Origin of the sequence: Rubrobacter aplysinae, from assembly GCF_001029505.1 — a bacterium.
Lineage (GTDB): Bacteria > Actinomycetota > Rubrobacteria > Rubrobacterales > Rubrobacteraceae > Rubrobacter_A > Rubrobacter_A aplysinae.
The window spans coordinates 123,731-142,217 of record NZ_LEKH01000001.1 but is presented as its reverse complement, the minus strand read 5'-3'; the positions used below and the strand labels follow the sequence as shown (position 1 = coordinate 142,217).

Annotated in this window: 20 protein-coding genes; 7 read left to right on the top strand and 13 right to left on the bottom strand. The window is 67.5% G+C overall.

What is annotated here, in order from left to right; translation table 11 throughout:
• Positions 1–71: 71 nt before the first annotated feature.
• Genes ABD53_RS00745 through ABD53_RS00735 form a run of 3 tightly spaced genes read left to right on the top strand, consistent with a single transcriptional unit; the run spans position 72 to position 2,900 of the window.
• Positions 72–1,250 (top strand): MFS transporter, encoded by a 1,179-nt coding sequence (locus ABD53_RS00745; protein ID WP_047863825.1) that lies wholly within the window; start codon positions 72–74, stop codon positions 1,248–1,250.
• A 60-nt stretch (positions 1,251–1,310) separates the two neighbouring features.
• Positions 1,311–2,372, top strand: coding sequence for a dipeptidase (locus ABD53_RS00740; RefSeq protein ID WP_047863824.1), 1,062 nt, complete (start codon positions 1,311–1,313; stop codon positions 2,370–2,372).
• Positions 2,373–2,432: 60 nt separating this feature from the next.
• Entirely contained in the window at positions 2,433–2,900 is a 468-nt protein-coding gene (locus tag ABD53_RS00735; protein WP_047863823.1) for an SRPBCC family protein, read from the top strand.
• Between the two features lie 20 nt (positions 2,901–2,920).
• On the opposite strand, the gene ABD53_RS00730 is transcribed toward ABD53_RS00735, so the two are convergent.
• Positions 2,921–3,265 (bottom strand): histidine triad nucleotide-binding protein, encoded by a 345-nt coding sequence (locus ABD53_RS00730; RefSeq protein WP_047863822.1) that lies wholly within the window; start codon positions 3,263–3,265, stop codon positions 2,921–2,923.
• A gap of 155 nt (positions 3,266–3,420) precedes the next feature.
• Between ABD53_RS00730 and ABD53_RS00725 the strand changes: the two genes are divergently transcribed.
• On the top strand, positions 3,421–3,627 hold the full coding sequence (locus ABD53_RS00725; RefSeq protein ID WP_047863821.1) for a hypothetical protein: 207 nt from the start codon (positions 3,421–3,423) through the stop codon (positions 3,625–3,627).
• A 107-nt stretch (positions 3,628–3,734) separates the two neighbouring features.
• On the opposite strand, the gene ABD53_RS00720 is transcribed toward ABD53_RS00725, so the two are convergent.
• From ABD53_RS00720 to egtB, 6 genes are all read right to left on the bottom strand, one after another.
• On the bottom strand, positions 3,735–4,793 hold the full coding sequence (locus ABD53_RS00720) for a M42 family metallopeptidase (protein ID WP_047863820.1): 1,059 nt from the start codon (positions 4,791–4,793) through the stop codon (positions 3,735–3,737).
• Positions 4,794–5,002: 209 nt separating this feature from the next.
• Positions 5,003–5,698 (bottom strand): DUF3891 family protein, encoded by a 696-nt coding sequence (locus ABD53_RS00715; RefSeq protein WP_047863819.1) that lies wholly within the window; start codon positions 5,696–5,698, stop codon positions 5,003–5,005.
• Between the two features lie 21 nt (positions 5,699–5,719).
• Positions 5,720–6,262 (bottom strand): hypothetical protein, encoded by a 543-nt coding sequence (locus ABD53_RS00710; RefSeq protein ID WP_047863818.1) that lies wholly within the window; start codon positions 6,260–6,262, stop codon positions 5,720–5,722.
• A 115-nt stretch (positions 6,263–6,377) separates the two neighbouring features.
• Entirely contained in the window at positions 6,378–6,911 is a 534-nt protein-coding gene (locus ABD53_RS00705; RefSeq protein WP_160309589.1) for a phosphatase PAP2 family protein, read from the bottom strand.
• 145 nt (positions 6,912–7,056) lie between these two features.
• Positions 7,057–7,917, bottom strand: a complete 861-nt coding sequence (locus ABD53_RS00700) for a class II glutamine amidotransferase (RefSeq protein WP_047863817.1) — start codon at positions 7,915–7,917, stop codon at positions 7,057–7,059.
• Positions 7,918–7,957: 40 nt separating this feature from the next.
• Positions 7,958–9,331: an ergothioneine biosynthesis protein EgtB gene (gene egtB / locus ABD53_RS00695; protein WP_047863816.1), complete on the bottom strand. Its 1,374-nt coding sequence runs from the start codon at positions 9,329–9,331 to the stop codon at positions 7,958–7,960.
• Between the two features lie 249 nt (positions 9,332–9,580).
• Between egtB and ABD53_RS00690 the strand changes: the two genes are divergently transcribed.
• On the top strand, positions 9,581–9,847 hold the full coding sequence (locus ABD53_RS00690; protein WP_047863815.1) for a hypothetical protein: 267 nt from the start codon (positions 9,581–9,583) through the stop codon (positions 9,845–9,847).
• Between the two features lie 133 nt (positions 9,848–9,980).
• On the opposite strand, the gene ABD53_RS00685 is transcribed toward ABD53_RS00690, so the two are convergent.
• The 5 genes from ABD53_RS00685 to ABD53_RS00665 form a co-directional block, all read right to left on the bottom strand.
• Positions 9,981–11,135 carry a S1C family serine protease gene (locus tag ABD53_RS00685; RefSeq protein WP_053057511.1) on the bottom strand — a complete coding sequence of 385 codons (1,155 nt, stop codon included), beginning with the start codon at positions 11,133–11,135 and terminating at the stop codon, positions 9,981–9,983.
• Between the two features lie 73 nt (positions 11,136–11,208).
• Positions 11,209–12,849, bottom strand: a complete 1,641-nt coding sequence (locus ABD53_RS15505; protein ID WP_152670508.1) for a protein kinase domain-containing protein — start codon at positions 12,847–12,849, stop codon at positions 11,209–11,211.
• A gap of 48 nt (positions 12,850–12,897) precedes the next feature.
• A complete protein-coding gene (gene aroF / locus ABD53_RS00675) occupies positions 12,898–13,728 on the bottom strand; it encodes a 3-deoxy-7-phosphoheptulonate synthase (RefSeq protein ID WP_053057509.1) in 831 nt (276 codons plus the stop codon).
• A 55-nt stretch (positions 13,729–13,783) separates the two neighbouring features.
• Positions 13,784–14,056: a chorismate mutase gene (locus ABD53_RS00670; protein ID WP_053057508.1), complete on the bottom strand. Its 273-nt coding sequence runs from the start codon at positions 14,054–14,056 to the stop codon at positions 13,784–13,786.
• A gap of 39 nt (positions 14,057–14,095) precedes the next feature.
• Positions 14,096–14,650, bottom strand: a complete 555-nt coding sequence (locus ABD53_RS00665) for a DUF5946 family protein (RefSeq protein ID WP_053057507.1) — start codon at positions 14,648–14,650, stop codon at positions 14,096–14,098.
• A 167-nt stretch (positions 14,651–14,817) separates the two neighbouring features.
• Here ABD53_RS00665 and ABD53_RS00660 point away from each other — a divergent pair, with 167 nt between their 5' ends.
• Both ABD53_RS00660 and ABD53_RS00655 read left to right on the top strand, forming a co-directional pair.
• On the top strand, positions 14,818–15,930 hold the full coding sequence (locus ABD53_RS00660) for a pyridoxal phosphate-dependent aminotransferase (RefSeq protein WP_053057506.1): 1,113 nt from the start codon (positions 14,818–14,820) through the stop codon (positions 15,928–15,930).
• Between the two features lie 2 nt (positions 15,931–15,932).
• The gene (locus ABD53_RS00655; RefSeq protein ID WP_047863813.1) at positions 15,933–17,006 is read left to right on the top strand and encodes a prephenate dehydrogenase/arogenate dehydrogenase family protein; all 1,074 of its coding nucleotides are present in this window, start codon (positions 15,933–15,935) and stop codon (positions 17,004–17,006) included.
• Between the two features lie 31 nt (positions 17,007–17,037).
• Here the strand turns inward: ABD53_RS00655 and ABD53_RS00650 are convergent, their stop codons facing one another.
• Positions 17,038–18,414 (bottom strand): protein kinase domain-containing protein, encoded by a 1,377-nt coding sequence (locus tag ABD53_RS00650; RefSeq protein WP_053057505.1) that lies wholly within the window; start codon positions 18,412–18,414, stop codon positions 17,038–17,040.
• Positions 18,415–18,487 lie beyond the last annotated feature (73 nt).

The window sequence follows — 18,487 nt, the reverse complement described above, 5'->3', positions numbered from 1 at the left end:
TTCCGAAGTTCCCAAAGATTCCCAAAGGAGTCTATAACCGTGTACCGCATCTCCCGCCGCGTAAAGGCCGGATGAAAAGCCGGCACTGGCTGCTGCTCGCGGCCATCTTTCTCGCGGCCCTGAACCTGAGGCCCGCCCTATCTTCCGTGTCTCCGGTGCTGGGACAGATACAGTCCGGCCTCGGGCTCGGGAGGGCCGTCGCCGGGCTGCTGGTCACCATCCCGGTGCTCTGCATGGCCCTCTTCGCGCCGCTCTCGACCCTGATCGAGTCGAGGCTCGGACGCGAGAGGATGATACTCGGCGCGCTGGTACTGATCGGCGTCTCCACCGGCTTTAGGTTCCTGGACTCGGCGGCGGCGCTGTTCGGAACGGCACTTTTCGTGGGCCTGGGCATAGCGGTGGCACAGACGGTTCTGCCGGGGATAATAAAAGAGAACTTCGCCAGCCGCGCCGCCCTGATAACCGGCCTCTACACCGTCGGGGTCAACCTGGGCGCGACCCTGGCCGCGAGCGCTACCGTGCCGCTAACAGGCGCCCTGGAGAGCTCGGGGGGCTCCTGGCGGGGCGCGCTCGCCCTCTGGGGGCTGCCCGCGATGCTCGCGGTGGCGGCGTGGCTGACGCCGGCCCTGAGAAACGGTCCCCGCGGAGGCGGAGACGTTGTGGGATTCCCGCTACGCAGCCCGCGGGCGTGGCTCGTGGTCGGGGTGTTCTCCGTAACGGCGCTCGGGTACTTCTCGGTGCTCACGTGGCTCGCCCCGCTGTTTCAGGGGGCCGGTATCTCCAGCGCGAGATCCGGCATACTGCTCTCGGTCACGACCGGGTGCCAGATCGTCGGCGCTCTGGCGGTCCCCGCCGTAGCCGTGCGTTTCACGGATCGCAGGCCATGGCTGGCGCTCGTGATCTGCGCCACCACCGTTGGCCTGTTGCTGGTCGCTTTCGCGCCGAGGGCGTTCGCGGGGGCCCCGTACCTCTGGGTCGTGGTGCTCGGCCTCGGTCAGGGCGGGCTCTTTCCCCTGTCGTTAAACCTGCCGCTGGACAACACGGCCTCGCCGGAGATGGCGGGCAGGCTGACCGCCATGGCCTTCCTCTTCGGCTACGCTCTGGCCGCCGCCGGACCGGCCGCCATCGGGGCGTTGCGCGACGCCACGGGCGGCTTCACCGGGCCTTTCGCCGCGCTGGCCGCGATCTCTATCCTGCAACTGCTCGGCGTCCTCCGGATGACGCCCGGCGTCGATGTGGAACGGCCGTAGGGTGAAGGCTATCCGCAAGAGTGGCGGAAACGTCCGGACGGCGCTGGTAGTGTACCCCGCATGACCGAGCCGGCCAATCCTCCCGTCTTCGACGGCCACAACGACGTGCTCCTCAGGCTCCCGCTGCAGGGGAGGAGCTTCTTCGAGCGCGGCACCCGGGGGCACCTGGACCTGCCGCGCGCACTGGAGGGCGGGTTCGGCGGCGGCTTCTTTGCCTGTTACGCGCCGAACCCGCGCAAGGAGTGGTCGGAGGAGGCTGCGATCTCCTACACCGAGCAGGGGTACGATATCTCCCCCGCCCCGCGGCTGGATACCGGCAGGGCCGTGCGCTCGACTCTGGCGGCCGCCGCAAGGCTGTTCCGCATAGAGACCGAGTCGGAGGGCAAGCTAAAGGTGGTTCGCAGCGCCTCGGAGATTGAGGAGTGCCTGGAGCGCGGCGTCATCGCCGCCGTGCCCCACGTAGAGGGCGCGGAGGCTATAGGCGAGGAGCTGGACGAGCTAGAGGTGTTGTACCGGGCGGGGCTGCGCTCGCTCGGGCCGGTCTGGAGCCGCTCCAACATCTTCGGCCACGGCGTGCCATTCCGCTTCCCCGGCTCGCCCGACACCGGTCCCGGGCTTACGGAGACCGGACGAAAGCTCATCCGGGAGTGCGGCAGGCTCGGGGTGATGGTAGACCTCTCGCACCTGAACGAGCGCGGCTTCTGGGACGTCGCCGGGATAACGGACAGACCGCTCGTTGCGACGCACTCCAACGCCCACGCGCTCTGCGACACGCCCCGCAACCTCACGGACCGCCAGCTGGACGCGATCCGGGATTCCGGCGGTATGGTGGGCGTCAACTTCGCCGTGGCCTTTCTCAGGAGCGACGGCCGCCAAGAGCCCGACACCCCTATTACGGAGATAGTGCGCCACGTGGACCACATGGTGGAGCGGATGGGCGTGGACCACGTCGGCCTCGGATCTGATTTCGACGGCGCGACGGTACCGCGCGAGCTGGGCGACGTTTCCGGCCTGCCCCGGCTGCTGGATAGGCTAAGAGAGCGCGGCTATGGCCCGGAGGAGCTGCGCAAGCTCGCGAGCGGCAACTGGCTGCGGGTGCTGCGAAAGACCTGGGGCGAATAGAACTTCCGGCCGCGGGGAAAATAGGCCGCGTACACACGGCGAGCGCAAGGAGAACCGGGAGTGAAAGAGTTTCGGCAAGAGCGGCACATAGACCGCCCCCCGGAGGAGGTGTTCGGCTGGCTGGAGAACGTGAACAACCTGCCCAAGTATCTGCCCCCGATAAAGGAAGCCAGCCGCGAGGGCGCGAACGGGGATCGCCTGTGGCTCAAGGGCGAGATACCCGACCGGGGCGAGTTCGAGAACGAAGGCTATATACGCACCGACGAGGGCACGAGGACCCTGGAGTGGGGAGCGGAGGTGTCGCGGGACTACTCGGGGCGTCTGGAGGTCCACGAGACCTCAGACGGCGGCAGCAACGTGGAAGTCCAGCTCTGGTTCGGGCCCCGCACGGTAGAGGGTGAGATCCAGGAGGAGTCCAGCGGGGACCGCGACCCGCTCGAAGAGGGCGTCAGCGCGACGCTGGACTCCATCCAGAGCCAGCTGGAGGAAGGCGCCGGCAAGCAGCCCCAGCCTTCACCGGAAGGGTAGGAGCAGCCGGTAGCGCCTGTCTAGCCCGGAGGCCAGCCCAGGGCACGGCCCCCGAGGACGTGGAGGTGGATGTGATCCACCGTCTGGTTCGCGTCCTCGCCGTTGTTGAAGACGGTACGGTAACCACCCGTGAGGCCGGCCTCCGCCGCGATCTTCCGGGCCACGACGAAGAGGTGGCCCACCAGCGGCTCGTCCTCCTCGGTTAGCGCGTCGAGCGAGGGTATGGGCTTTCGCGGCACCACGAGCAGGTGGGTCGGAGCCTGCGGGTTTATGTCCCGCAGCACGGCGCAGCTACCATCCTCGTACACGATGTCGCCCTCTAGCTCGCCGTCCATTATCTTCTGGAAAAGTGTCCTGTCAGCCATCGCGCCAGACTAGCTGTCTTTTCGGTCCGCTTCAACAAGTTCCAGAACGGAGCAGGGCCGAACAGGGTCAAAACAGCGCCGGAGCCTGATTAAAAGTCGTGTATTCGGAGCAAAAATGAGATCATGCACGGCTACAGAGAGGAGGTTCGGAAGTTATGAAAGAGAAAAACAAGAAAACCGCGATGACCCTGATCTCTCGGGTGGGCACCATCGGGCTCTCCAGCCTACTGGCCGACAAGATCATAACCGTCCCGGAGCAGCCCGGCATCAAGGACGACATAAAAGAGGCGGTGCTCAAGGCCACCTTTACCGTGATCATGGCCTCCATAGCCTCGATAATCATCCGGGACTTTACCCGGTAATACCCGACAGTAGTGGCGGGGCCGCGCCGTTAGACGGGCGTTTTGGTCCGGCGCGGCCCCGCTAGTCTTTACGGTGTCTCTGTAGAGCGTCTCTAGCTAGAGGCGCTCTAGCGCACGAAGTCCGTGTCCGCGTCCAGGCTGCCGATGTAGTCGGCTATCAGCCGGGCCGCATTCTCCAGGTCGTCGAGCTGTACGACCTCGTTCGGGGAGTGCATGTAGCGGTTCGGGACGGAGACGAGCCCCGAGGCGACCCCGGCGCGGGAGAAGTGTATGGCGTCGGCGTCGGTGCCGGTGCGCCCGGCGTCGGCCTCTATGGAGTAGGAGATCTCGCCGCGGTCTGCGGCGTCCATCAGTCCGTCCGATATTATGGGGCTGAGGGTCGAGGCCCGAGTGATCACCGGGCCGCTCCCGAGGGAGTGGTCGCCGTTCTCGTTCTTCGAGGCCCCGGGCACGTCTGTGGCGTGTGTGACGTCCACGGCTATGGCGGCGTCCGGGTCGAGCCCGAAGGCCGAGCTCCGGGCCCCGTTGGCCCCGATCTCCTCCTGCACGCTGGCGACCGCCGTGACCTCTGCGGAGGCGCCGCTCTTCTCCGAGAGCAGCCGCAGCGCCTCCAGCACGACGAACGCGCCGGTACGGTTATCCAGCGACCGGGCGGCGAGGCGGTCGTTCGGGAGGTCCAGGATCTCCTGGTCTATGACCCCGACATCCCCGACGCGGACCATCTCGCGCGCCTCGTCGGCGTCCTTTGCACCCACGTCTATCCACAGCGTCTTTATGTCGGAGACCTTCTTGCGATCCTCGGCCTCCATGAGGTGGATGGCCTTCTTGCCGATAACACCGCGCACCTCACCCGAGCGGGTCTGGAGCCGGATGCGCTGGCCGACGAGCACCTGCGGGTCCCAGCCGCCCACGCCCTTGAAGTGGACGAGGCCCTGGTCGTCCACGTGGGTGACGACGACCCCGATCTCGTCCACGTGACCGCTGAGCATCACCCTCGGGCTGCCGCCCTCGTTCAGCGTGGCGAAGGAGTTGCCCATGCTGTCGCCGCGCACCGCGGCGAAGCTGGAGGCCTGATCCCGCCACACCCCCGCGGGCGCGACCTCGTGGCCGCTCGTGCCCGGCGCGGATAGCAGGCCCTTCAAAAATCGCAGCGATTCGTCTCTCATCGAGATGCTCCTCTCAGAACTCTGTAGTAAATGAACCGTCCCATCGAGTATAGCTCTCGAAAAGACTCTAGTATTCTAGTTCAGTGTTCTGGTTCTCCCCCCGGACTCTGCTCCCGGAGCTCCGGGTACCGGAAAGATAAGCGTGGATATTTACGGGTATCACGAGTTCCGGGCTAAGCGCGATTTGCGTCCCAACTACGAGCGGGAGCCTATCCGGAGGAGACCCGGACTTCCGTTGCTCCGCCGCCGAGGTTTCGCCCGGCCGCGTCTATCACGCGGTACGGTATCCGCACCCCGAAGTCCTCGGTGAAAGGGCTCGGGTCGAGCCGCAGTACCTCACCTCCCTGCCAGACGGGCATGATCCTGGTGCCCCCGTAGTCGAAGCCGTCCCTGAACCACGGGTAGACGTTCTCGCCGGGCTCGTTCAGGCACAGAAAGAGCGAGAGGTCGTCACAGATCCTGAGCAGCGAGAGCTCGTCGTCCACCCGTTCCCGCTCCTCGTCGGTGATGGCGAACAGAAGCCGGGTCTGGCGCTCGCGCTCGGCGGCGCGGAAGCTGGCCTCCACGACGCCGGTTGCGTTACGGACGAAGGACTCGTAGTGCAGGCTGCACAGGAGGCCGGCGTACTGGTCCTGGGACTCGACGGCGTCCACGCCCCGCCGGTAGGCGGCGAGCCTGGGCTGTACCGGGTACTCGAAGAAGTTGTACGGCTCGCCGGTCTCCGGGTTCCAGCGGAGCTCGGCGTCCAGCTCTTTCCACGCCAGGTCGTGCTCGGCGATGGCGTAGAGCGCGGAGGAGGAGGGGATTGGAGCCCACCCCCAGTGCCGGGCGAGCTCGCCCGAGATCAGGCCGTGCTCGTGCTGCTCGACGAGCGCGTAACCGGCTTCGCGGGATCGGACGAGCATTTTCTACCTACCTCCCCGCCACTAGAGTACCGGGCGCCGGTCCACGGCGAGCGGCGAGCACAGCCCGGGGTCTTCGAGAAAAGCGGCCTCGACCTCTTCGAAGCTCTCCTCCGGGACGGTGATCAGGACCAGCGCCAGGCCGTCCGAGAAGCTCTGCTCCCACTCCTCGGCGAGCTTTTCGGGCATCGCCATACCGGTCAGCTTCTCCCGGACCTTCGGCTGGCGGTGATACAGCAGGATCCCGATAACGGCGGCCACGGTCAGGACAGCCTGCACTACGATGCCGGTCGTCAGGTGTATCGCCCCCATCAGCAGCGCCGTCGCCGAGACGGCGAGGAACATGCTGCCGAACTCGAACCACTGCAGACGCGACATCCCGCCTTCTACCCGCCTCACGAGCGCGCCCGGCAACGTGACCTGCACCAGCCGCTCGTCGCGGCGGCGGGTCAGCACGAGCGGTTGATCCAGCTCGGGGCCGACGCGCCCGAGCCTCCCGTCCAGCGCGTCGAGAGCGTCGAGGTCCGGGATCACGGCCCCGATGGTGTAATGTCTTGAGATACCCACTACTCGGTTTCTACCTTACCCGGCTTCCGGCGCCGGTAAGCCTCTTCACGAGACTTTTCATGGTTCTGTTCGTAAGTCTGTTCAAAAGCCTCCCGGAGCCACGACATCACGGCTATCACGCCAGGGGCACCAGTAGCGCGGCGCAGACCACCCCGATGACCCCGCCGACGAAGACGTCCGAGGGATAGTGGACCCCGAGGTAGATCCTGGAGAGCATCACCAGGAGCCCGGCGGCGAGCAAGAGTGGGGCGAAGACGGGGTAGGCGGCCGAGAGGGTAATGGCTCCGGCGGCTGCGGTCGCGGAGTGGCCGGAGGGGAAAGAGCTAGAGCTCGGGGTCTTCACGAGCGGGGCTATACCCATATCCGAGTCGTGGGGTCGGGCGCGGTCGAACAGGTGCTTGGAGGCTTCGGCCAGTATCCAGGCCCCGGCGACCGCCGCCCACGGCACCAGCAGACCGGGCAGGTAGAATCCGCCGAAGACGAACGCCGCAGCCGCGATCACACCCCACAGTGCGCCCGCCGTACCCACCCGGGTAAAACCGCGCATCATGGGGGTTAGCGGCCCCCGTCTCAGCCTGGAGACCGCCCGGAACACCCTGACGTCCAGCCCGTGCAGCCGCCGGGCCGCCCGTCGCACTGTCCGTCGCACCTTTGTGTCCCTGGGCCCGTCTCTGCGTGCGCGGTTCATCATGGAAAAGGTATTCTACACGTCAGGATACACGCCCGGACCACGATCCCGTCGCCTCCCGGAAGCCGGGGGATACGATCCAGACGTATCAGAGACTCCAGAGGCGTCAGAGGTGCCGGGCCAGGCGCTCCGTCCTCGTCCCGGAGCCGTCCGCGACGAGGAGATGGTCATCTGGGACCTCGCGCCAGCCCGGGTCGGCGTCGAGGCGCTCGGAGGCGACGGCGAGGCCGCCGGGGAAGCTCCGGCCATCCTCGACAAAGTACAGGGAGTTGCCCGGCCCCCGCAGGGAGTAGCGGGAGAAGACCATCGCCGAGCCATCAGTGACCGAGAGGTTCAGGGTGGCCTGTACCCCCGCCTGCTCCGCGACGCCGGAGACCCGCCGGAGCGTCTCCGAGAGCGCCCCGGCGAGCCCGTCCGCACCCGGCGGCCGCGTACCGGTCGGCCCACCGGAGACCGCAAGCCTGTCGCAGAGGTCCGCGAAGATGGTCTCCGAGTCCGTGACCCCGAGCAGGCTCGCGTAGGACTCGTCGCTCAGGGAGCCGCGCAGCTCGCGCATGACGGTGTGCCGGAAGCCCTCTATCGCGCCGTTGTGCATGCAGAGGTACGGCCCCGCGCCAAAGGGCGGCACGCCGGAGCCCTCGACGGGCAAGCCGGGCGTGGCGTTGCGCACGGCGGCGAAGACGGCGGGGCTGGCGAGCTTCCCGGCGAGGCTCACGAAGCTGCGGTCCGCCCAGATGGAGCTCGTGGACCGGTATAGCGCCGGCTCTCCGTCCGGGGTGCCCTCTGCCGCGCCCGGACCCTCCCCCTCCGGCACGTACCAGCCGACCCCGAAGCCGTCCGCGTTGACGGTGCCGGAGAGCACCTCTCTCGGGGAGTGTGCCTGCTCGACGAGCGAGTGCTCCGGTTCGAGGACGAGCGAGGCCAGCGAGACGGCCGGGCCGCCGAGATACGCCGCCACCCGGCACATCTAGCGGCCCGCCCCCGGCGACCGGACCCGCAGCCCACGGCTACCTGGCACAGCGGAGACCGACGAAGAGCTGGCGGCGGATGGGATGATCCCAGTTGCGGAAGGTGTTGCGGATAGAGGCGGGGCGCGTCGCCCACGAGCCGCCGCGTAGCACCTTGTAATCTTCGTTAAAGAAAACCTTGGAGTACTCGTCGTAGGGGAAGGCCGTAAAGCCCGGATAGGCCTCGAAGTCGGAGGCGGTCCACTCCCACACGTCCCCGATCATGCCCAGGGCACCGCACGGGCTAGCACCCGCCGGGTATGCCCCGACGTCTGCGGGCCGGAAGGCGAGCTGGTCCAGGTTGGCCCGGTTATCGCCGGAGCGGGGCTGCTCCTCACCCCAGGGATAGCGGTGGGCCTCACCGGTGGCCGGGTCCCAGGAGGCGGCCTTCTCCCACTCGGCCTCGGTCGGCAGACGCTTGCCGGCCCAGCGGGCGTAGGCGTCGGCCTCGTACCAGGAGACGTGCATCACCGGCGCGCCGGGGGCCAGCGGCTCGTCGAAGCCGAACCTCTCGGTCCACCAGTCGTGGGGCTCCTTCTGATACCAGTGCTTCGGGCGGCGGATATTCTCGGTCCAGATCCAGCGCCACCCTTCCGGGTCCCAAAGCTCTTCCCGCTCGTAGCCGCCGCTCTCGACGAACTCGATAAAGGCGCGGTTGGTTACGGGGGACCTGTCCAGGTAGAAGCCCGGAACGTGGCGCGGGTGGGCCGGGCGCTCGTTGTCGAAGGCGAACGCGGCCTCGTCGGTGCCCATCGTAAAGCGCCCGCCGGGGACGAAGACCATATCATCTCCGGCCCCGGAATCTCCTGCGGCCGATGCCTGCGGCGCCGGCGTTGGCCGTGGCGCCTCGGGCAACTCTACCGAGGGCTCGGGCCGGTAACCGGTCTCGCTCCGCATTAGCTGCAGGGTCTGGAGCATGGTCTCGTTGTGCTGGTGCTCGTGCTGGAGGACCATGCGGTACACGAACCCCTCGCGGGCAAGCTCTCCCCCGCTCTCAAGCTCCTCGTCGGGAAGATTTTCGAGCTCCTCTATGGCCTGGCGGCGGACCTCTTCGAGGAACCGTTCCGCCCCGTCCCGGTCCAGGAGGTCGAGGTCGGGGCGCTCGCCGCGCGAGTGGCGCGAGGCGTCGTAGATGTCGTTGATCTCCTCGCTCTTGGGGCCCCGGCCGAGGAGGCTCTGGAGTAGCCACAGATCCTCGTAGTAGCCGATGTGGCCGTAGTCCCAGATGAGCGGGCTCATTATGGGGTCGTGCTGGGCCCCGAGATCCTCCTCCGAGACGCCGGAGAGCAGATACCGGGTCCTCTGGCGGGCCTCCTCGAGCTCCGCCGCCATCCTCTGCCTGAGTCCTTCCTCGTGCATCCTCTTGATGTCCATTGCGGCATCTTTCCTCCCGCGGCGGCTTCCGAAACGTGGCGGCCGCGGGTTACACCCCGAGATACCGTGAGAGGGCGCTGGCGCGGGTGTTCTGGAGTATCTGGAGTAGAATGTGCCCGGAAAACACGGCTGTGGTCAGGGTAGGTAGAGGTGCGGTAGAGCGTGCGGCAAAGCGCCGCCTCCAGACCTGTAAACCCCCTAGTACCCGTAAGCCCCGTGTTCGGGCCCATGGCACACGAGAGGAGAGACATGAACCGGGAACTGGTAGAGAAAGTAGTGGACGAGGCGCGCTCGCAGGAATCCAAGCTCGTCATCTCCGACCGCCGGGACACCTTTACCCTGGAGAGCAAGGACGTGGCGAACGTCGAGCTCGGCGACGACTACCTGAAGGTCAAGATGGAGGACGACAAGGCGACCGTGTACGTGGAGTTCGAGTCTATCTTCAAGCTCGTGCTCGAAGAGGACCGCAGCGCAAGATCCTCCTCCCGGGCCGGGTTTGGTGCGACCCGCAGCTAGCGGCAGCTAGAAGCAGGTAGAGACGGGTAGACGCGGCTAGCAGCGGTAGTTAGCGGACCGGGGGCCCCGCGATGGTCTCTCGAGGCTGCCGTAGGGCCTCCGGCTCCCCGGGCTCGTTATCCTCTGGCTCTCGCTACCCTTCCGGTTGGTCTGGCCGGGAGCCTAGGCGCGCCTGGACCTGCCGGGGCTCCCCGCCGGGACTCACGACGGTCATCTCCAGAGAGTCGCCCGGCTTGCGGGAGTTGACCGCCGAGATCACATCCTCCGGCCCCTGCACCTCTGTGCCCTCGATACGGGTTATCACATCGCCGAGTGGAACGGGGAGCCCCGCTATCTTCTGTTCCTTGCCGCCGCTTATGCCGGACTCGGCCGCCGGGCCTCCCCCACTCGCCTCGACCACTATCGCACCGTGGCCGGGGATCTCGTACTCGTTAGAGAACTCCTCGGAGGAGCTCCCGGCGTAAGATGCGAGCTCCCTGACGCCGATGTCGAACATCTGCACGCCGAGGTAGCCGTGCTCGACCTCCCCGGTGGTTATGAGCTGCTCGACCACGCCCTTGACCGTGTTTATCGGGACCGCAAAGCCCACGCCCTGGAAGCTGCCGGTGGTTGACTGTATCTGGGAGTTCACGCCTATTACCGTGCCCCGGGCGTCGAGCAGTGGCCCGCCGGAGCTGCCGGGGTTTATGGCGGCGTCGGTCTGGATGGCGTTGTCTATGGTGTAGTCGTTTGGGGCTTTTATCGGGCGTCCGGTGCCGCTCACGATGCCGGTCGTGGCGCTCGTGCCCACGTCGAGGGGGTTGCCGATGGCGATCACGGGCTCCCCGACATCCACCTCCCCGGAGTCGCCGAGGGTCAGCGGGGTGAGCAGCCCCTCCGGCGCGTCCACCTTCAGCACCGCGACGTCCGTGGAGGCGTCCTCGCCGACGACCTCCGCCTCCACCCTTTCGTCTCCCGAGAACACCACAGAGACCCCGTCCGCTCCGTCCACCACGTGCTGATTGGTCACGATGTGACCGTTGTTGTCCAGCACGAAGCCGGAGCCGCTGCCGGCCCCCTCCCCGGAGGAGACGTCCACGCTCACCACGCCCGGCCCGTCTTTATCGTAGACCTCCTCGACCGAGCCGCCATCTGCCCCACTGGCCGCTCCGCCGTCCAGCGAGCCCTGGGAGCCCTCGACCGGGGCCGGGGCCTGCCGGATGTTCACGTCCCCGTAATCCTCGCCGAGCAGCGACATCCCGACGAACACGAAGATGGTGGCAAGGAGGCCCCCGATCACGGCCGACACCAGGGCTGTGATCGCGGTCTTCAGGATGCTCCTTTCGCCGCTCGCCGCGTCGGCGACCCCGCCACGGTCAGGGTCATAGCTTTTGCACGCTGAGGTCGTCTATCCGCCACTCTCCGCCTTCCCGGACGAGGCTCCAGGTACCACGGTTGAACTCCGTGCGGTCGGTGTGAACGGCTCTGGTGGATCCGGTCACCCGCGCCGTGTCGCCGGAGATGCTCGCGTTCGGTCCCTGGATAAACGAGATGCTTTCCAGGGTGCTAAAGGTCCCGGCCCAGTTCTGTCGGGAACCGGCCTCCCTCTGCTGGAAGCCGCTCGACAACAGCCCGTACGAAGCGTCGTAGTCCTCCGCGGCCGCCAGCTCGTATACGTCACGCACCGTCCGGGCCGCCGCCTGCTCCCGTGTCGCGGGGCTGCTGCCTGATCCGGGCGCTCCGGCATCGCCGCTCTCAGAAGTACCAGAGGAGCCAGGGGCTCCAGAAGCTCCGGCAGTTTCCGAGGAGTCCGACGCGTCGGGGACCGGTGAGCCGGAGTCTTGCGCGTCGGCGGCCGGTTCTGCCTCTTCCTGCGCCGCGCCGTCCGGGCTCGCGCCCGGGGAGCCCGCATCCGGAGCGGGCCGATTCTCCTCTACGGCCGGGACCGGCAAGCCCCCGTCGCCCATCATGGCAAAGGCGGCCCCGGCGATCAGGATCAAGACCAGGGCCAGCGCGCCCGCGAACGTCCTGAGCACGGGCTTCCTGCGCCTCCTGGTCTTGTTATTCGGCTTGTTATGCGGCCTGCTCCGCTCGTCCTGCTTGTTCTGCTTGTTCTGCACGTCTTGCGTCTCACGGGTGAGGCCGGGGGAGCCGGTGGCCGCGATTTCACCGGCGTCCGAGGCGACCCACGGCAGCGAGTAGAGCCGGTCCCGGACCTCGGCGGCGGTGGGCCGGTCCGCGGGGTCCTTGGCGAGACAGGCCAGGATCAGGCCGTCCAGTTCGGGGTCCGCTGCGCCGGAGGAGCTTCTGGAGCCGGGGGCGTCGGGCTCCCGGACGGCGTGCTGGTTGGCGACCTCCAGTGGAGAGCCCGAGAACGGGGCCTCACCGGTCGCCGCCTGATACAACGCCGCCCCCAGGGCGTAGACGTCGCTCTTGGGGGTGATCTCCTCGCCCTTGAGCTGCTCGGGGGCGGAGTAGAGCGCGGTGCCCAGATACACGCCGGAGACCGTCATCGCGGTCGCGTCCAGCGCGCGGGCGATGCCGAAGTCCGTCAGCTTCGGGGAATCCGCCTCGTCTAGCAGGATGTTGTGAGGCTTTATGTCCCGGTGGACGACGCCCCGATCGTGGGCGTGTCCGAGACCGGCCGAGACCCCGGCCCCGAGCCGCGCGACCCTCTCCGAAGACAGCGGACCTTCGAGGTCTATGGTGCTCTTGAGGTCCCCGCCCGGCACGTGCTCCATGACGATGTACGGCGCGGTCCTACCCTCGATCTCGGCCTCTCCGGCGTCGAAGACCTGCACGATGTTCGGGTGCGAGAGCCTCGCCGCGGTGCGCCCCTCGCGCTGGAACCTCCCGGCAATGTCATCGTCGAAGCCCTGCTTGAGGACCTTTATCGCAACGGCGCGATCCAGCACCTCGTCCCGCCCGAGGTACACGGTCGCCATGCCACCGGAGCCGAGCTCTCGGGAAAGCACGAAGCGCCCCCCGAAGCGCCCCTGGGTACCTCCGTCAGACTCGCTCACGCCAGGCTGGCCCGCACTAGGACCGGTGGATGTCAGACCGGCAGAGGACTATATAACCCCGCGGCCCATCGCCGTAGCGAAGGGCTCCAGGATGCCCTTCAGCCCGTGCAGAGCCTCCGCCGGTAGAGCCTGCTCGCCGTCGCAGAGGGCGTTCTCCGGCTCGTGGTGACTCTCTATTATGAGGCCGTCGGCCTCGGCGGCGACGCTGGCCTTGGAGAGCGGCACGACGAGGTCGCGGCGTCCGGCGGCGTGGGAGGGGTCCACGATCACGGGCAGGTCCGTCAGGCGCTTGGCGACGATGACCGCCGAGAGGTCCAGCGTGAAGCGGGTGGCGTTCTCGAAGGTGCGGATGCCCCTCTCGCACAGCACCACGTTGTCGCCGCCCTCGCTGGTGATGTACTCCGCCGCCTGCAGCCACTCCTCGACGGTGGCCGAGAGGCCGCGCTTTAGGACCGCGCCGTGGTCGGTGCCGGCGATGGCCTCGCCGATGTGCTTTAAAAGCGCGAAGTTCTGCATGTTGCGCGCCCCGATCTGGATGACCTTGGCGTGCTCCATGACCTTCTCTATGTCTTTCGGGTCCATCACCTCCGTGACGACCTCCAGGCCGTACTCGGAGGCGACCTCCGAAAGTATCCCGAGGCCCTCTTCCCCGAGACCCTGGAAAGAGTACGGCGAGGTCCGCGGCTTGAAGGCTCCGCCCCGGATGTAGGAGAAGCCCGCCTCCTTTACCGCCTTGGCCGACGCCTCGAACTGCTCGTAGCTCTCGACCGTACACGGCCCGGCCACGACCCGGAAGGAGTTTGGCTGGATCATGCCGTTGTTCGTCTTTACCTCGGTCTTGACGCCGCTCGAGGAGGTGGTGCTCGCCGAAATGTCCATTGCTTAAAGTACCTCGATCACTCGGAAACTTACTTGCAAACTATCTTACTGGTCGTTACTGGTCGGAAAACTCGCTGCGCTGGATCTCTATGTCCCGGATGCGGTGCATGATCAGCTCGAAGATGTCCCGCATGGAAGAGTCGAAGATCGGCCCCGGGTTCTCTTCGGCCACCTTGGAGAGGATCTCCTCCTCCCGTCTGGGGTCGAAGAGCGGTATCCCGGCCTCCTGCTTGTAGGATCCCATCTCCTGCACGAGCTGCGCCCGCTCGTTGAGCAGCCTGACTAGCTCGTGGTCGACCTCGTCGACCCGTTCTCTGAACGTCTTCACCGTGTCTCGCACTCCCGGATCATCCATAATCCCGCGATTCTATATGCCCCATGCACGGAAGGCAACAGCCGCCCACCGGCGTATGGCCTCGTGATGCCCCGACCACGCCTCCCACACCGACCCGGCCCACTCCCTCACCCGCGCCTCGTGTTCCGCCGGATCCCGCGCCTCTCGTACGTGGAGCACGGTGATCCAGCCGGGAGATTCCGGCGGCTCCAGCCACACGAAACCCCCTTTCGAGGAGACTCGCTGCATCCCGGCATTTGCCCGCTCGGGCGGCAGCCCAAGCTCGAGCATGAGGTGGAGCCGGATCAGGTGCACCGCCACAGACTGCGTGGCCCTGCGCGAGGGCTCGCCCGGATGCTGGGCGGCGTAAGCGTCCACGGTGAGCCTGTGGATGTCGAAGTAGCGTTCGTAATCGGCGTACTCGCGCTCCAGCACCTTTCCGTATACGGACCAGCACCCCGGCGAGGCCCCGATATACTCGTGCGTCGTCCCCTTCTCACTGCGGGGCACCAGCGCGCCACACCCGTAACACGCCTCAGGCTCTCCACCCATCCACGACCCTCCGAACCACTCATTCGTACCGGTCATTCGTACCGGTAATCCTGCAGCAACCCCTGTAGACCACGGCCGCGCCTCTTTTCGTTGAAAGGCGCGCAGAATAAGAATAATCTAAGCGGGGCGGTTGACGACAGCACGCTGTCGGCCCACCGTCTACGTCCGGCCACTAGAAAACCGCTACAAGACGGAGCGCACTTTTGCAGTTCAGATCCGAGCTAGACTCCCTTAGCCCGTACAAGCCGCCTCGCATGACCGAGGAGGCCGTCGCGGAGCGCGGCTCCGATCCTGGCGGTCCGCCTCCCGGAGGTGGAGCCGACTCGGGCTACGTCAAGCTCACCTCCAACGAGCTGTCTTTCGGGCCACTGCCGGAGGCCGAAGCCGCCCTCTCACAGGTCCTGCCCCGGGCCAACCGCTACCCGGACCGCAACGTGGGAGACCTGCGGGCCGAGATCTCCGCCGCTAATCCGGGGATAGAGCCGGATAACGTGCTCGTCGGCAACGGCTCCAGCGAGGTGCTGCTGAACCTCTTACAGCTCGCCGAGCGGCCGGGCAACGTGGTCTTCCCCTGGCCCTCCTTCGGGCTGTACCGTGCCATCTGCACCATACTCGGCCTCGAGACCCGGCCAGTCTCGCTTACGGAAGACTACGCCGTGGACCCGGACGCGCTCGCCGCTGCGACGGACAACGATACGCGGGCCGTGATCCTGTGCAACCCCAACAACCCGACCGGCACGTATCTAACCCTGGACGAGGTGCGGTCCCTGGCCGACTCACTACCGGCGGAGACGATGCTGATCCTGGACGAGGCGTATTTCGAGTTCGTCGAGGACCCGGCCTACCGGGGCGCGGAGGATCTCACACAACAGCGGGAGGACGTGGTCACGGTGCGCACCTTCGCCAAGGCGCACGGGCTGGCCGGGCTGCGGGTCGGCTACGGGCTCGCCCCGGCGCGGGTCGCGGACTACGTGGAGCGCGTCAGGTTCCCGTTCTCGGTAAACGCCGCCGCCCAGGCCGCAGCAGCTGCCTCGATGCGCGAGCGGGAGCAGATCCGGGGCCGCGCCGAGTTCATCATCCGGGAGCGCGGCCGCGTACAGCAGGCATTCGCCGGGGCCGGTCTCCCCTACATCCCGTCCCAGGGCAACTACGTGATGGTCGGGACCGGACCACAGACCTTCGAGCGCAACGGCGTCCTGGTGCGCGAGGGCGAGGCGCTCGGCTTCCCCGCGGGCTGGAGCCGGGTAACCATCGGCGACTCCTCGGAGAACGACCGCGTTATAGAGGCCCTGGAGTCCATAGAGGCCGCAGGATAGCGTTGGGCACGGACGAGGAGAACAGAGGAGGCCGCGGCACCCTCGCCATAGCCGGGGTCGGCCTCATAGGCGGCTCGGCCGGTCTCGCCGCGCGGGAGGCCGGCTGGGAGGTGGTCGGCGTGGACGAGCCGGAGGTCCTGGAGCGGGCCGTCGAGATCGGCGCCATCGGGCGGGCCTCTACGCTAAAGGAGGCGCGGGAGGCGGACCTCGTGATGCTATCGGCCCCGATCTCCGAGGTCAGGAACATCACCGGCGCGCTCGCCCCGACGGACGCCCTGATCACGGACGCGGCCAGCACGAAGTCCGAGGTCGTCTCGGAGGCCCACGCCCTCGGCCTGCGCTTCGTCGGCGGCCACCCGATGGCCGGGAGCCAGCTCGCCGGGGTCGCGAACGCCCGGGTCGACCTCTTTCGCGGGGCCCGCTACTTCCTCACCCCGACCGGCGACACCGACCCCGCGGCCTACCGCGAGGTGTCCGCGTTCGTGCAGGATCTCGGCGCGACCCCGACCGCCGTGGACCCGGACAAGCACGACCTCCTGATGGCGACCTTATCCCACCTGCCGCACCTGATGGCGGTCGCCCTGCTGCGCGTGGCCTCGGACATCTCCCCCGAGGCGCTTTCCTTCGCCGGGCAGTCCTTCCGGGACCTCACCCGCGTCGGAGCCTCGAACCCGGAGCTCTGGGCCGACATTTTGGCCGAGAACCGGGATGCGCTCGGGGAAGCGCTCGGGGCGTTCGCCGGGGCGATGGCGCAGATAGGGTCCGAGATCTCGGACCGTGGCTCCATCGAGCGCCGCTTTCTGGACGCCCGCAAGGCCTACGACGACCTCGGCGGCATTCTGGTCGAGAACGCGGGCCAGAACGTGGACCTCGACATCCCCGTCGAGAATCAGCCCGGCATCTTTGCTCGCGTCACCACGCTCATGGGCTCCAACAATATAAACATCCTCGACCTCTACGTGCGGCATTCCAATACGGAGAGAGCCGCCCTGGTCCTCACCCTGGACGCGAACGCCGCCCCCCAGGCCCGCGAGCTACTGCACGGCGCCGGGTTCAACGCCGAGGTCCAGGGATAGAACCGGGAGCAGCGGCCGCCCGCTCCGGCCGCTAGCCGCCCGAACCGGTGTACTGATCCCCGGAGCCTCCGGCGGGAGCCCCGCCGGGATCTCCCCCGCCTGCTCCGCCGTTACCTCCATTACCTACGTTGCCGGGGAGCCCTCCGGGTGTGCCGCCCGGCGGCCCGTTCCCCGGGCTGATCGTCACGTCCACGGCGTCTCCGGTGTCTACCGTGGCCCCGGAGCCCGGGCTCTGGGAGACGATCTCACCCCCGGGCACGTCCGAAGAGCGCCCGACCGTAACCTCCCCGAGCGCGAGACCGCTCTCCTCCAGCGCACCGCGCGCCTCGGCAAGCTCCAGGCCGATAAGATCCGGCACCCCCACCCGTCCGCCGCCGGGCGCCCGCTCATCCAGGAGGAGGAAGTACGCCAGCGCGACGAGACCCAGCGCAACCACCGTCCCGAGCAGCACGAACGGCAGGCGCTGTCTCCGGCGCGGCACCCCGCCAGCCGTCGGCAGGGGGCCGGTACCGGCGGCCGTATCCGCGGTATCCGGAACCCCGGGGATAACCGAGGCCACGGGAGGCTGTCCATCCCGGATACGCCCGAGCTCCTCACAGACCTCTGCGGCGCTCTCGTAGCGTTGGGCCGGACTCTTGGCGAGCAGCCTCATCACTATATCGTTCATCCCCCCGGAGACGGAGGGCTCGACCTCGGCGGGAGGTACGGGATCCTCGTAGACCTGCTTGAACGCCAGGGCCGCTGGGCTCTCGGCCTCGAACGGCAGCCGACCCGTCACCATCTCGTACAGCACGACACCCAGAGAGTACAGGTCGCTCTCCGGCCCGAGGGTCTCGCCGGCGGCCTGCTCCGGCGACATGTAGCTTGCGGTGCCGAGCACGAGCCCCGTCCCGGAGCCGGAGACGACGGAGGGCGCCGAGGCGGCGCGGGCGATGCCAAAGTCCGCGACCCGGACCTCGCCCTCCTCGGTCAGGAGGACATTTTGGGGCTTGATGTCGCGGTGTATGACCCCGTTACGGTGGGCCGCCTCCAGGGCGTCGGCGATCTGCGTCCCGAGCGAGGCGGCCTCCTCCACGGGCAGCCGGCCCTCCCGCTCCAGCCGCTCCTTGAGGGTGCCCCCGGCGACGTGCTCCATCGCGATGTAGTACGCCCCCTCTTCAGAACGCCCCAGATCGTAGATGGAGACGATGTTCGGGTGGGCGAGCGCGGCGGCGCTCTGGGCCTCGTTGCGGAACCGCTCCACGAACTCGGGGTCCCCGGCGTAGTAATCGTGCAGGAGCTTGATCGCCACCTCCCGGTCCAGCACCGTATCGCGGGCCAGGAGGACCCGGGCCATGCCGCCGGTGCCGAGGGAGTCTATGTAACCGTACCGGCCGTCTATAAAGGTCTGGTTGGCACGGTCCGCCACGATCGGGTATTCCTTCCAGGAGGGAGGTCCGGCGTCCGGCCCGTATGGCGGGCCAGAATAATGTCTGCCCTCC